14 protein-coding genes and 1 pseudogene are annotated in these 12,308 nt (G+C 65.9%); 12 read left to right on the top strand and 3 right to left on the bottom strand.

Translation table 11 applies throughout. The features are described 5' to 3' along the window. On the top strand, positions 1–310 hold a 310-nt coding region (locus tag ACIQ3Q_RS21400), incomplete at its 5' end, for a hypothetical protein (RefSeq protein ID WP_396271261.1). Between the two features lie 63 nt (positions 311–373). On the opposite strand, the gene ACIQ3Q_RS21395 is transcribed toward ACIQ3Q_RS21400, so the two are convergent. Continuing rightward, the gene (locus ACIQ3Q_RS21395; protein ID WP_396271260.1) at positions 374–1,420 is read right to left on the bottom strand and encodes a PLP-dependent cysteine synthase family protein; all 1,047 of its coding nucleotides are present in this window, start codon (positions 1,418–1,420) and stop codon (positions 374–376) included. Between the two features lie 81 nt (positions 1,421–1,501). Beyond that, complete coding sequence (locus ACIQ3Q_RS21390; RefSeq protein ID WP_396271259.1) at positions 1,502–1,819, bottom strand: DUF2322 family protein; 318 nt, start codon at positions 1,817–1,819, stop codon at positions 1,502–1,504. A 51-nt stretch (positions 1,820–1,870) separates the two neighbouring features. Between ACIQ3Q_RS21390 and ACIQ3Q_RS21385 the strand changes: the two genes are divergently transcribed. The 6 genes from ACIQ3Q_RS21385 to ACIQ3Q_RS21360 are packed head-to-tail and all read left to right on the top strand — an operon-like array spanning position 1,871 to position 7,041. Continuing rightward, complete coding sequence (locus ACIQ3Q_RS21385) at positions 1,871–2,536, top strand: glutathione S-transferase (RefSeq protein ID WP_396271258.1); 666 nt, start codon at positions 1,871–1,873, stop codon at positions 2,534–2,536. After that, positions 2,533–3,471 (top strand): class A beta-lactamase, encoded by a 939-nt coding sequence (bla, locus tag ACIQ3Q_RS21380; RefSeq protein ID WP_396271257.1) that lies wholly within the window; start codon positions 2,533–2,535, stop codon positions 3,469–3,471. Before ACIQ3Q_RS21385 ends, bla begins: the two co-directional genes overlap by 4 nt. A gap of 12 nt (positions 3,472–3,483) precedes the next feature. After that, positions 3,484–4,422, top strand: coding sequence for a LysR family transcriptional regulator (locus ACIQ3Q_RS21375; protein WP_396271256.1), 939 nt, complete (start codon positions 3,484–3,486; stop codon positions 4,420–4,422). A 33-nt stretch (positions 4,423–4,455) separates the two neighbouring features. Further along, positions 4,456–5,703, top strand: a complete 1,248-nt coding sequence (locus tag ACIQ3Q_RS21370) for a CaiB/BaiF CoA transferase family protein (RefSeq protein ID WP_396271255.1) — start codon at positions 4,456–4,458, stop codon at positions 5,701–5,703. A 7-nt stretch (positions 5,704–5,710) separates the two neighbouring features. Continuing rightward, positions 5,711–6,652 carry a hydroxymethylglutaryl-CoA lyase gene (locus ACIQ3Q_RS21365; protein WP_396271254.1) on the top strand — a complete coding sequence of 314 codons (942 nt, stop codon included), beginning with the start codon at positions 5,711–5,713 and terminating at the stop codon, positions 6,650–6,652. Beyond that, positions 6,649–7,041 carry a VOC family protein gene (locus ACIQ3Q_RS21360; protein WP_396271253.1) on the top strand — a complete coding sequence of 131 codons (393 nt, stop codon included), beginning with the start codon at positions 6,649–6,651 and terminating at the stop codon, positions 7,039–7,041. Before ACIQ3Q_RS21365 ends, ACIQ3Q_RS21360 begins: the two co-directional genes overlap by 4 nt. Before the next feature lie 110 nt (positions 7,042–7,151). Here the strand turns inward: ACIQ3Q_RS21360 and ACIQ3Q_RS21355 are convergent, their stop codons facing one another. Then, positions 7,152–7,277, bottom strand: a complete 126-nt coding sequence (locus tag ACIQ3Q_RS21355; protein WP_396271262.1) for a hypothetical protein — start codon at positions 7,275–7,277, stop codon at positions 7,152–7,154. Between ACIQ3Q_RS21355 and ACIQ3Q_RS21350 the strand changes: the two are divergent. From ACIQ3Q_RS21350 to ACIQ3Q_RS21330, 5 genes and pseudogenes are all read left to right on the top strand, one after another. Next, positions 7,249–8,050, top strand: a pseudogene (locus ACIQ3Q_RS21350) (Bug family tripartite tricarboxylate transporter substrate binding protein). The gene ACIQ3Q_RS21355 and the pseudogene ACIQ3Q_RS21350 overlap by 29 nt on opposite strands. A 10-nt stretch (positions 8,051–8,060) precedes the next feature. After that, a complete protein-coding gene (locus tag ACIQ3Q_RS21345) occupies positions 8,061–9,011 on the top strand; it encodes a D-2-hydroxyacid dehydrogenase (RefSeq protein WP_396271252.1) in 951 nt (316 codons plus the stop codon). A 109-nt stretch (positions 9,012–9,120) separates the two neighbouring features. Next, a complete protein-coding gene (locus tag ACIQ3Q_RS21340; RefSeq protein ID WP_396271251.1) occupies positions 9,121–10,569 on the top strand; it encodes a hypothetical protein in 1,449 nt (482 codons plus the stop codon). A 14-nt stretch (positions 10,570–10,583) separates the two neighbouring features. Continuing rightward, positions 10,584–11,942, top strand: coding sequence for a glycerate kinase (locus ACIQ3Q_RS21335; protein ID WP_396271250.1), 1,359 nt, complete (start codon positions 10,584–10,586; stop codon positions 11,940–11,942). Between the two features lie 11 nt (positions 11,943–11,953). Beyond that, positions 11,954–12,127 (top strand): hypothetical protein, encoded by a 174-nt coding sequence (locus tag ACIQ3Q_RS21330; RefSeq protein ID WP_396271249.1) that lies wholly within the window; start codon positions 11,954–11,956, stop codon positions 12,125–12,127. Positions 12,128–12,308: the final 181 nt, after the last annotated feature.

Here is a 12,308-nt window from a genome sequence, read left to right as displayed (position 1 = left end):
TGTCGGCGCCGCGCATAGGTCTCTCTCAGATCGAGATGCTCACATTGTCCTCGCTGCGCCTCGCTCGACCATCACAACCGGTCGGTATTTCAGCAGCCTGTTAGGCCCAATCGCTAAGCAGGTCAATGGCAGGGAAGAAACCGGCAACGAAGTCAATGGGGCGTCCTTCCAGAAGAGCGATATAGTGGGTTGGATCAAGGTGCCACTTCAGGATTGCGATGCCCTCTCAGCCGGAGTTGAGCCGCTTTCTGAATACTGCAAGAAAAATCCAAACACCATCAAGTTCAACCCTGACTACAAGCCTGCATAAGATCTGACTCCAATCCTATCGATTGCAGTTAATTGTCAGGTCCCGCATGATTCCTGATAAGAATCAGAAGCACCTGACGATTCGCTGTCTCGATGTCTCGACCTCCCCACAATTCGCCTGAGCCCAGTCAGCGCAGAAATAGGTGCCGCGATAGCGCTCGCCGCTGTCGCACAGCAAAGAGAGCACCGAGCCGCTCTCGCCGCGCTGGCGCATCTCTTCGGCCAGGCTCAGCATGGCCACCAGGTTGGTGCCGGTCGATGGCCCCACAGGGCGGCCCAGCAGCTCTGAGAGCGCCAGCATCGCGCCCACCGAGTCGGCATTGCCCACCACGCTCATGCGGTCTACCAGGCTGGGGATGAAGCTGGGCTCGACACGCGGGCGGCCAATGCCCTCGATGCGCGAGCCCGGCGCCGTGAGGCTCGCGTCACCACTGGCGTGATAGGCCGCGAACACCGAGCCTTCCGGGTCGGCCACGCACAGCTGCGTGGGGTGGCGCTTGTAGCGCAAGAAGCGGCCAATGGTGGCGCTGGTGCCGCCGGTGCCCGCGCCCACCACAATCCAGCGCGGCACCGGGTGGCGCTCGCAGCCCATCTGCTCAAACATGCTTTGCGCGATGTTGTTATTGCCCCGCCAGTCGGTGGCCCGCTCGGCATAGGTGAACTGGTCCATGTAGTGGCCACCACGCTCTTGCGCCAGGGTTTGGGCAGCGGCATAGACCTCGCCCGCATGGTCTACAAAATGGCAGTCACCGCCTTGAAAGCGGATCAAGGCCACCTTCTCGGGCGAGGTGCTGCGCGGCATCACCGCCACAAAGGGCAGGCCCAGCAGGCGCGCAAAGTAAGCCTCGCTGACGGCCGTGGAGCCGCTGGAGGACTCCACCACCGTCATGCCCTCGCGCAGCCAACCATTGCACAGCGCATACAAAAACAGCGAGCGCGCCAGCCGGTGCTTCAAGCTGCCCGTGGGGTGGGTGGACTCGTCCTTGAGGTAGAAGTCGATGCCCTGAGCCGCCCAGGCAGGCAGGGGCAGGGCGATGAGGTGGGTGTCTGCGCTGCGGCAGTAGTCGGCCTCGATGAGGGAGATGGCGTGGTGGGTCCAGGATGAGGACATGGTGGGGATGCTGCCGACGGTGATCGGCCATCAATGATGAGATGCGCCGATTGTGGCGTCAGCCACAGCCCACGTTGCGCCTCAAGCTGCGACCAGCTTCACGCCATAGGCCTCGCTGCCCTGCGCCCAAGCCATCAGCCGGTCGATGTTGGGGTGCTTGCCCGGGAACTGCTGCGCGTCGGCGGTGTGCTCGGCATACCACTCCAGGCCTAAAGCGGCCGCAGCGGGGGTGATCTGGCCGCCATAGAGCGCTGCCAAGGCCGCATACACCGCGAGCGAACCGGCTTGGCCGGGCTTGTTTTCCAGCGTGGCCAGCACTTGGCCTTTGGCGTCCCAAAGCTGCAGGGCAGTGAGGTGGCTCACTTTGGGGAGTTGTTGAAGTCGGTCGGCAAATTTCATGGGGCGCGATGGTAGCAAGCCCCGCCTGCGGCTTCGAGTACCCTTGCGGCCGTGACCGACCTGCCCCTGCTCTACACCTACCGCCGCTGCCCCTATGCCATGCGCGCCCGCATGGCCTTGCTGTGGGCGCAGCGGCCCTTTACGGCCTTTGAGATTGAGCTGCGCCGCAAGCCCGCCGCGCTGCTGGCGATCTCGCCCAAGGCCACGGTGCCGGTGCTGCACCTGAGTGATGGCACCGTGCTGGAGCAAAGCTGGGACATCATGGCCTGGGCCTTGCAAGGCAGTGAGCAGGAACACGCTTGGCAGCGCGCCCAAGAACCCACGATGCTGACTCTGCTGCAGCGCAATGATGGCGAGTTCAAGCGCTTGCTCGACGCCTACAAATACCCCGAACGCCAGCTGCTGCCCCTGGGCCGCGAGCAAGCCCGCCACCAAGCCCTGGAGACGACCCTGATGCCGCTGGAGGCCTTGCTGCAGCACAGCCGCTATCTGGCGGGCGAACAGCCCTGCGCCACCGACCTGGCCCTCTGGCCTTTTGTGCGGCAGTTTGCGGCCGTGGACCCGGCCTGGTTTGAGGCGCAGGCCCTGCCCGCCGTGCAAGCCTGGCTACAGCGCGGCTTGCGCAGCGCGCTGTTCCAAGCCTGCATGGCCAAGCTGCCCGCCCACACGGCGCTCGCCTTTCCCAAGGCACCGCCTCACCCCTTTGATGCGCCATGAACACTCCCTCTCGCCTCAGCCGCCGACACACCCTGGCCTGGGCACTGGCCAGCGCCGCGCCCAGCGCCCTGCAAGCCGCCACAGCCCCTGTCAGCAGCGCGCCCGCAGCAGCCCTGCCGCAAGCCCTGGCAGCGCTGGAGCAGCGTGCCGGTGGCCGCTTGGGTGTGGCCGTGCTGGACACCGGCAGCGGTGCCCTGCTGGGCCATCGGCAGGACGAACGCTTTGGCCTGTGTTCCACCTTCAAGCTGGCCTTGGCCGGGGTGGTGCTGCGCCTGATCGACCAGGGCCGCTTGAAGGCCGACCAATGGGTGCCCTACACCCAGGCGGACCTGCAAAGCTATGCGCCGGTGGCCAAACAACACCTGGCCCAAGGCGGCATGACGGTGCAAGCCCTGGCCGAAGCCACCCAGACCACCAGCGACAACACCGCCGCCAACCTGCTGCTGGCCTTGATGGACGGCCCAGCGGGCTTGACCCAACACCTGCGCGACCTGGGCGACACCACCACCCGGCTTGACAGGCTGGAGCCCGCGATGAACCTGGTGCCCGTGGGCGAGCTGCGCGACACCACCACGCCCGCCGCCATGGCTCGCACCACCGCCGCGCTGTTGACCGGCCAAGCCCTGAGCCCCGCCTCGCGTGCCCGCCTGGTCGACTGGATGGTGGCCACCCAAACCGGCCTCAAGCGTCTGCGCGCCACGCTGCCCCCAGGCTGGCGCGCGGGTGACAAGACCGGCACTGCCATGGCGCCGGGCATGGTTGACAAGTACAACGATGTGGCCATCTTCTGGCCCCCTGCCCACACCGGCCGAGCGCCGGTCATCGTCGCCGCCTATTACGACACCGCCAAAGCCCATGAGCAGGGCATCCGTGAGCAAGATGAGGCAGTGCTGGCAGAGGTGGGCCGTTGGGCGCTCTTGGGGTTCAAAGCCTGAAAGACGCCTGTCATGAGCACTCCGTCCTACAACCTGGCGCGCTTTGACTTTGTGTCTGTTCGGCTGGCCGTGGCCTGCGCACGCACGGGCAACCTCACCCAGGCCGCGCGCGAATGCCACTTGGTGCTGCCCGCCGCGAGCCGGCGCCTGCGCGACCTGGAGCGCGCGCTGGGCGGGCCGCTGTTTGACCGCCACTCACGCGGCCTGACCCCCACCGCGCTGGGTCGCGCCTTCATGAAGCGGGGTATGGCCATCTTGCAAGAGTTGGACAACCTGATGGCCGAGCTGCATGACGCCCGCCAGGGCATTGCACGCCATCTGCATGTGTGCTCCAGCACGGCCGCCATCATTCAGTTCTTGCCGCCGCTGCTGGCGGACTACGCCAGCCTGAGGCCTGAGGTTCAAGTCGAGTTGGAAGAACAGGTGTCGGAGCAGGTGGTGGCTTCGGTGCGCGAAGGGCGGGCCGATGTGGGCGTCTTTGTGCGGGGGCCTGAGACCGATGGCCTGGAGGTGTGCGAGTTCCGGCAAGACGAGTTGGTGCTGATCCTGCCCAAAGGCCATCGCCTGGGCGGGCGCGGGCCGCTGCCCTTTGCCATGACGCTGGACGAGCCCTGGATCACCCTGAACGCCGGCGCTGCGCTGCTGCAAGCCCAGCAACAAGCGGCCATGGCTGCCGGGCGGGCGCTGAAGCTGCGCATGCAAGTGCGCAGCTTTGATGCCGTGGGCCACATGGTGGCGGCAGGCCTGGGGCTGGCCATCGTGCCCAAGGGTGTGGCGCTGCCCCTGGTGCGGGCCAAAGCCCTGCAATGGCGCGCCCTCAGCGACGCTTGGGCGACGCGGCAGGTGCAACTCTGCGTGCGGACCGACGCCGATCTGGCGGTGAAGGAGCTGAGGGATTTCCTTAGGTCGTCTTCGCAAAATGCGAAGACACGCCAAGCGAGATTGAAATAGACGCCCACCGGCCCCGCGCCAGACACTGGCGGCATGTCACCAGCTGCCGCCACCACATCCCCCGCCGCCACCGAAGTGCCCGAGGCCTCGCCACGGGCCGCGCTGCAAGGCCTCAAGGTCTTGGAGTTGGGTCAATTGATCGCCGGGCCCTTTGCCGCCAAAACGCTGGCGGACTTTGGCGCCGAGGTCATCAAGATCGAAGCGCCCGGCGCGGGCGACCCCTTGCGCAAGTGGCGCTTGTTGAAAGACGGCACCTCGATCTGGTGGCAGGTGCAGTCGCGCAACAAGCGCTCGCTGGCCCTGGACCTGCGTGCGCCGGACGGCCAAGCCCTGGTTCGGCAACTGGCCGCTGAAGCCGACATCCTGATTGAGAACTTCCGCCCTGGCGCCATGGAAGGCTGGGGCTTGGACCCCGAAGACCTGCTGGCCGCCAACCCGCGCTTGATCGTCTTGCGCATCAGTGGCTATGGCCAAACCGGGCCCTATCGCAACCGGCCTGGCTTTGGGGTGATTGCTGAAGCGATGGGGGGCTTGCGCCACCTCACCGCCGAGCCCGGCCGCGTGCCGGTGCGTGTGGGGGTGAGCCTGGGAGACACCCTGGCCGCCCTGCACGGCGTGATCGGCATCTTGCTGGCCCTGCAAGACCGCCACCGCACAGGCCGTGGCCAAGTGGTGGATGTGGCGCTCTATGAAGCCGTCTTCAACTGCATGGAAAGCCTGTTGCCCGAATACAGCGCCTTCGGGGCCGTGCGCCAAGCAGCGGGCAGCGCCCTGCCGGGCATTGCCCCCACCAATGCCTACCTGTGCAAGGACGGCGGCTATGCCTTGGTGGCCGGCAATGGCGACAGCATTTTCAAGCGGCTGATGCAATTGATTGGCCGCGAGGACCTGGCCGCAGACCCCGCTTTGGCCGACAACGCGGGCCGGGTAGCCCGCGTCGAAGAGTTGGACCAAGCCATTGGGGCCTGGACCGCACAGCACAGCGTGGCTGAGGTGTTGGCGCTGCTGGACAAGGCGTCCGTGCCGGCCGGGCGCATCTACACCGTGGCCGACATTGCAGCGGACCCGCACTACCAGGCGCGCGGCATGCTGGAGTCGCTGACCCTGGCCGACGGCACGCCGCTGACGGTGCCGGGCACCGTGCCCAAGTTGTCGCGCACGCCCGGCCAGCACCGGCGACTCGCGCCCACGCTGGGCCAAGACACCGAGCAGATCCTGGCCGAGATGGGCCTCGACCCCAATCAGATTCAAGACCTCCGCGCACGCGGCGTGATTCAGTGAGACCCAGATGACCCGCATTCACTTCAATGAAGTCGTCACCCGCGACGGCTTTCAAAACGAGCCGCACTTTGTGCCCACCGAAGACAAAGTCGCCTTGATCGATGGCTTGAGCCACTGCGGATTTGCCAAGATCGAAGTGACCTCGTTCACCTCGTCCAAGGCTATTCCCATGCTCAAAGACGCCGAAGCGGTGATGGGCCAGATCGAGCGCGTGCCCGGCGTGGAGTACACCGTGCTGGCGCCCAATGTGCGCGGCGCAGAGCGCGCCTTGGCCTGCCGTGCCGAGGAGTGGAACTTGGTCATGTCCACCTCCGAAACACACAATTTGGCCAATCTGCGCATGGGACGTGAACAGAGCTTTGCCGGTTTGCGCGAGGTGGTGGCGCAGGCCCAGGGGCATGCCGCCGTCAATGTCTCGCTGTCGACTTGCTTTGGCTGCCCCATGGAGGGCGAAGTCGCTGAGTCTGAGGTCTTGCGCTGGGCCGGTCGCTTTGCCGACTTGGGCGTGCGCGGCCTGACGATTTGCGACACCACCGGCATGGCCCACCCACGCCAGGCTGCGGCCATGGCACGCGCACTGCAAACGCGCTTTGCTGAGCTGCAGATCACCTTCCACTTCCACAACACCCGGGGCATGGGGCTGGCCAATGTGCTGGCCTCGGTGGACGAAGGCATTCATCGCTTTGATGCATCTCTGGGTGGCTTGGGGGGCTGCCCTTATGCGCCGGGGGCCAGCGGCAATATCTGCAGCGAAGACACCATCCACATGCTACAAGCCATGGGCTTTGACACCGGCATCGACCTGCAGCGCCTGCTGACACTGGCACGGCATCTGCCCCAGTTGGTGGGCCATGAGGTGCCCAGCCAAGTGGCCAAGGCCGGGCGCATCAACGACCTGCACCCTGCACCCCCATATGTTCAAGCACTGCGACAAGGCATCACACCATGATTGATCACCTCGACCATTTGGTTCTCACCACCTCGCGGCCCCAGGCCTGCATCGCCTTCTACACGGGTGTCTTGGGCATGCAGCTCGAAACCTTTGTGGGGGGCACGCCGCCTGTGGAGCGCCAAGCACTGAAGTTCGGTCATCAAAAGATCAACATCCATGTGCAGGGTTCGGAGTTCGAGCCCAAGGCGCACCTGCCGGTGCCCGGTGCGCTGGACCTGTGCTTCATCGCGTCCATCCCCCTGCAAGCCGTGATCGAGCGCTTGCAACAGGCGCCATGGCCCATCGTGGAAGGCCCGGTGCTGCGCACAGGCGCTACCCAGAAGATCCGGTCCGTCTATGTGCGCGACCCGGACTTCAACCTGATTGAAATCTCCGAGCTTGTTTGACACCGCCACCAGCGCCCCACCCAGGAACACGCCATGAACCGTCGCCACCTCGTCACCGCAGCAGGCTTCATTGCCGCCAGCCTCAGTCTTTCTGCCGGGGCGCAGTCCCGCTACCCTGACAAGCCCATCACCTTGGTGGTGCCCAGCGCACCGGGCGGCACCACGGACTTCACCGCCAGGCTGATCAGTGACGCGCTGAGCAAGGCCTTGGGGCAGCCCGTCATCGTCGACAACAAGGCGGGCGGCGCCGGCAATATTGGCAACCAAGCTGTGGCGCGCGCCAAACCGGATGGCTACACCTTGCTGGTGGCCTACAGCGGTTATCAAGTGGGCAACCCGCATCTGTTTGCCAAGGCGGGGTGGGACCCGATCAAAGACTTCGCACCGGTGGCCATGTTGAGCCGCGCCCCCCCAGGTGGTGACCACCCGCGCCAACCTGCCGGCCAACACCTTGGCCGAGTTGGTAACTTACGCCAAAGCCAACCCCGGCAAGCTCAACTACGCCTCCTCAGGCAATGGCTCCATCCAGCACATTGCGGGCGAGTTGTTCAAGCAACTCACGGGCACCTTCATCACCCACATCCCCTACCGTGGCGCCAGCCCGGCGGTGCAGGACCTGATGGGCGGGCAGATGGACCTGTTCATCACCACCCCCGCGTCGGTGGTCAGCCAGATCAAAGGCGGCAAGCTCAAGGCCCTGGCCGTCACCAGCGACCATCGCCTGTCTGCCTTGCCCCAAGTCCCCACGGCCATGGAGGCAGGGCTCAAGGGCTTCAACCTGGACTCTTGGTTTGCGCTGTATGCGCCCGCAGGCACACCGCCCGAGATTGTGCAAACCCTGAACACCGAGATCGGCAAGATCCTGGCCAACCCAGACGTGCGGCGCCGGGCTGAAGACGCGGGCGTGACGGTGGAGACCATGACCCCGACCCAGCTCGACGAGTTCACCCGCAAAGAGCTGGCTTACTGGGGCCGTGTCATCAAGACCGCCAAGATCACCACCGAGTGACCAGCCGCCCATGAACATCGTTTTCTTGGATGGGGACACACTGCCCGCGCACACCCGCCTGCGTCAGCCCCGCTTTGAACACCGCTGGGTGCAGCATGCGCGCACCAGCCCTGCAGAGCTGAGTGCGCGCTTGGCGGATGCCGAGGTGGTGGTGGTCAACAAAGTGCGTTTGGACGCCCAGGCGCTGGGCCAGGCACCGCGCCTGCGCTTGATTGCCGGGGCGGCCACCGGCACCAACCACCTGGACCTGGCAGCCTGCCGGGCGCGCGGCATCGTGGTCAGCAACATCCGGCACTACGCCGTGCACACCGTGCCAGAGCACACCCTGGCCCTGATCTTTGCCTTGCGTCGCAGCATCTGCGCCTACCGCGACGCGGTGCGCGCCGGGCGCTGGCAAGCCGCCGGGCAGTTCTGCTTTTTTGACCACCCCATCCGGGACCTGGCGGGCTCTACGCTGGGGGTCATTGGCGACGGTGTGCTGGGTCAGTCGGTAGCGCGCCTGGGAGAGGCCTTGGGCATGCGGGTGCTGATGGCCGCCCACAAGGGCCGCCACGGCCAGGGCAGCCTCTACACACCGTTTGAGCAAGTGCTGGCCGAGTCGGATGTGCTGAGCTTGCATTGCCCCTTGACCCCCGAGACTCGACACATGATTGCCGCGCCAGAGTTCGCCCAGATGCGGCGCGCGCCGCTGTTGATCAACACCGCCCGTGGTGGGTTGGTGGATGAAGCTGCCGTCGGCCCCGCCTTAGAGGCCGGCCACATTTCAGGCGCGGCCTTCGATGTCACCGAGCAGGAGCCGCCGCCCGCCGACCACCCCTTCATGGCCTTGCTGGACCGCCCCGACTTCATCCTCACACCGCATGTAGCCTGGGCCAGCCAAGAGGCCACACAGGCCCTGGCAGACCAGTTGATTGACAACATCGAGGCCTTTCAGCGTGGGGCACCGATCAACCTGGTGTGAGTCAGTTGGCGCGCCGCCTGCCCAGGCTATTGGCGAAATCACATATTGCGGCAAGCGAGCAAGTGGGGCCACAGTTCAGTAGCTCTTACTGAAAGTTATCCCCATGATGTTGTCACACACCTCTCCTTGGTCTCTGGCCACCTTGGGCCTGGTGCTCTGCACCCCAGTCGCTTGGGCACAAGCCGTGCCGGGCAAGCCGCTGATCTATGCAGACGAATGCCGCCTCGGCACCGACGGCGGTGACAGCCAGCCCTATCACGCGCTGGTCTACTACCCCAACGAGTACGCCATGCGGGTGCCGGGCTTGGTGATCGGGGCTGAAAAGTCCGGCGCCGACCAGGTGCGGCGGGGGGCTCAGTCCGTCAACCTGCTGCCCGCGCCCGACGGCATTGCCGTCAACGAGCGGTCAGCGCGCTGGCTCAAGGACGTGATGCAAGGTGGCAGCAAGGCCATGTTCATCTCGCACGTGGCGGCCTTTGATGGACAAGCGGGCTCACTGGTTTTCGACGCCTACCGGAACGCCGCCGTACCCGACGACAAGCGCCTCAGCCCCAGCCTGAAAAACGTGCCGTGGTTGGACTGCAAGCGCCAAGCCGTGCCACGCGCCGATGCCTATGCCGACAGTTGGCGAGGCGTAGAAGCCGCCCGCGCACGCATCACCGCTGACTTGGCATCCGGCGACTACACCCATGTCTTCATGATCGCCATGGGGTGGAACACGGTGCAGATCGAAGCGATGCAGAACTTCGCCTCCATCAGCCGCAACCTGCGTTTAGCCGCCTCTCCTGGCAGCGCCTTCAAACCCTATGTCATTGGCTTCACCTGGCCCAGCCAGTGGGACAACCCCTTCTTGGGCTCGGTGCTGGTGCGCCCCAGCAGCTTGCTGAACAAGGCCAATGATGCAGATGAGTTCGCGGCTGGGTGGCTGGGCGCCAGCATCCGCCATGCCGTGATGCCCGCCGTGACGGCCCAGGCCGCAAAAGGCAAGCGCCCGCAGGTGGTGGCCATTGGGCGCAGCTTTGGCGCCCGGGCCATGTCACATGCCATCTGCCGTGGCACGGTGCTGCCCGCACCAGATGGATTCAGCGCTGCACCGCCCCTGGCCTCAGGCGCCGTCGACGCGCTGGTCAATCTGCAAGGCGCTTTTTCCTTGAACCGCTTGACGGCCAGCGGTGCTGGGCCCTCGGAGTTGGCCTATGCACCGGGCTGCCCGGCGGCCGCTCGGCTGGTCTTCACGGCCTCGCGCCATGACTCAGCGGCAGAAGCGGCGTCCAAGATCCCGGGGCCCCTGTGGGCCGGGTCCATGAAGTCTTGGGAGCGCCTGAAGCAAAATGAGGCCCGCTTGGACGATGGCAACCGCATGACCGTGTGCACCGCTGTGCCAGACGGCGGCTTGAACCCTGACTGTGCGCTCAAGCCAGACACGCGCATGCTGTATGTGAATGCCAGCGAGTTGATCAAGTACCAGTCCTTTGGCACCGGCGGTGGCGCCCACAGCGACATCTATAGACCAGAGACCGGGCGCTTCTTGTGGAACGTTTTGCGTCCCTCACCCTGAGCCCCTGATTCCTCATGACCCTGCCCACCGACAACGACCCTGCTGCCCTGCTGCGCCACCTCTACGACGTGGCCGTGCGCCGCGCCCTGCCGCTGCACAACACCGCCGCTTGGCTGCCGGTGCCACCGGCACCCGGCCAGGGGCGCACCGTGGTGCTGGGGGCGGGCAAGGCAGCGGGCGCCATGGCGCAGGCGGTGGAGGCGCTGTGGCCCGAGCATTGCCGCCGCCACGGCATTGAGGGTGCGCCACTGTCGGGCTTGGTGGTCACCCGTTATGGCCACACACCGCCGCGCCCGGCCGGTGTAGCCCAAGCCATTGAGGTGGTGGAAGCCGCCCACCCCGTGCCTGATGAAGCCGGGCTGCTGGCCGCGCAGCGCATATTGCGTTTAACGCAAGGTTTGAGCGAACAAGATTTGGTGCTGTGCCTCATCTCTGGTGGCGGCTCCGCCCTGCTGACCCTGCCCTGCGCGGGCTTGAGCTTGGCCGACAAGCAGCGCATCAACCGGCAACTGCTGGAAAGCGGCTCCGACATCACCCAAATGAACACGGTGCGCAAGCACCTCTCGGCCATCAAGGGTGGGCGCTTGGCGGCCGCTTGCCACCCCGCGCGGGTGGTGACGCTGGCCATCAGCGACGTGCCCGGCGATGAGGTCAGCGTCATCGCCAGCGGCCCCACCGTGACCGACGCCAGCACCTGCGCCGATGCGCTGCGCATCTTGCAGCAACACAAGATCGCGCTGCCCAACGCCGTGCTGGCCCAGCTTCAAAGCGGCCAACTCGAAACCCCCAAGCCCGGCGATGCCCGTTTGCTGCACCAAGGCCAAGAGGCGCCTGTGCACGTCATCGCCACGCCCCAGCAAAGCCTGGAAGCGGCGGCCGAGGCGGCACGGGCCATGGGCCTGCGCGCCTACATCTTGAGCGACGAGATTGAAGGCGAATCCCGCGAGATCGGCAAGATGCACGCTGCCCTGGCCCGCAGCGCAGCGGCCCGCCGCAATGCCTTTGAGCCGCCCTGCGTGATCCTGAGCGGAGGCGAGACCACCGTCACCGTGCGCCCGCGCGAGCCGGGCCAAGCCAAAGGCCGTGGCGGCCGCGCCGGTGAGTTCTGCTTGGGGCTGGCCTCCGCCCTGCAAGCCCACCCCCGCATCTGGGCCTTGGCCGCCGACACTGATGGCATCGACGGCGTGGAAGACAACGCCGGCGCCACCGTCCACCCAGAGACCTTGGCACGCGCCCAAACCCTGGGCCTGAGCGTGGCCGACCACCTCAACCGCAACGACGCCTACGGCTACTTTGCCGCCTTGGGCGACTTGGTGATGACCGGCCCCACGCACACCAATGTGAACGACTTCAGAGCCATCCTCGTGCGGTGACGGAGCCAAACGTGCCCAAGCCTGAGGCCAAGATCAATGTGCTGTTCGTCTGCAGCCGCAACCAGTGGCGCAGCCCCACCGCCGAGCAACTGTTTCGCAGGCATCCGCACCTCAACGCTCGGTCGGGCGGCACCAGCCCCAAGGCCAAGCACCCGGTGAATGAGCTAGGGTCTGTTGACCTATAAATCCTGCCCGCGCAGGAGTGTCCAAGGGCGCTGGAGTAGGCGCGATCCGCAGCCCGGGCTGGTGCCCGGGCAAGGAGAGTAACGCCCGCCAGCGCCCTTGGACGCCCTGCCCTCAGGGTGAGTCCTACAGGCCACGCCATTCGTTGTTGCGCCGCTTGCCCGCACAGAGGTGCGGGCGGCG

This window comes from Ideonella sp., from assembly GCF_044358605.1.
Lineage (GTDB): Bacteria > Pseudomonadota > Gammaproteobacteria > Burkholderiales > Burkholderiaceae_C > Ideonella.
Note: the sequence above shows the minus strand (reverse complement) of the source record. Positions and strands in the feature narration are given on the sequence as shown.

Bases quoted from the DNA above. Each gene is read 5' to 3' on its own strand.
- ACIQ3Q_RS21395 (WP_396271260.1), bottom strand. From the start codon at position 1,420: ATGTCCTCATCCTGGACCCACCACGCCATCTCCCTCATCGAGGCCGAC.
- ACIQ3Q_RS21390 (WP_396271259.1), bottom strand. From the start codon at position 1,819: ATGAAATTTGCCGACCGACTTCAACAACTCCCCAAAGTGAGCCACCTC.
- bla (WP_396271257.1), top strand. From the start codon at position 2,533: ATGAACACTCCCTCTCGCCTCAGCCGCCGACACACCCTGGCCTGGGCA.
- ACIQ3Q_RS21375 (WP_396271256.1), top strand. From the start codon at position 3,484: ATGAGCACTCCGTCCTACAACCTGGCGCGCTTTGACTTTGTGTCTGTT.
- ACIQ3Q_RS21370 (WP_396271255.1), top strand. From the start codon at position 4,456: ATGTCACCAGCTGCCGCCACCACATCCCCCGCCGCCACCGAAGTGCCC.
- ACIQ3Q_RS21365 (WP_396271254.1), top strand. From the start codon at position 5,711: ATGACCCGCATTCACTTCAATGAAGTCGTCACCCGCGACGGCTTTCAA.
- ACIQ3Q_RS21360 (WP_396271253.1), top strand. From the start codon at position 6,649: ATGATTGATCACCTCGACCATTTGGTTCTCACCACCTCGCGGCCCCAG.
- ACIQ3Q_RS21345 (WP_396271252.1), top strand. From the start codon at position 8,061: ATGAACATCGTTTTCTTGGATGGGGACACACTGCCCGCGCACACCCGC.
- ACIQ3Q_RS21335 (WP_396271250.1), top strand. From the start codon at position 10,584: ATGACCCTGCCCACCGACAACGACCCTGCTGCCCTGCTGCGCCACCTC.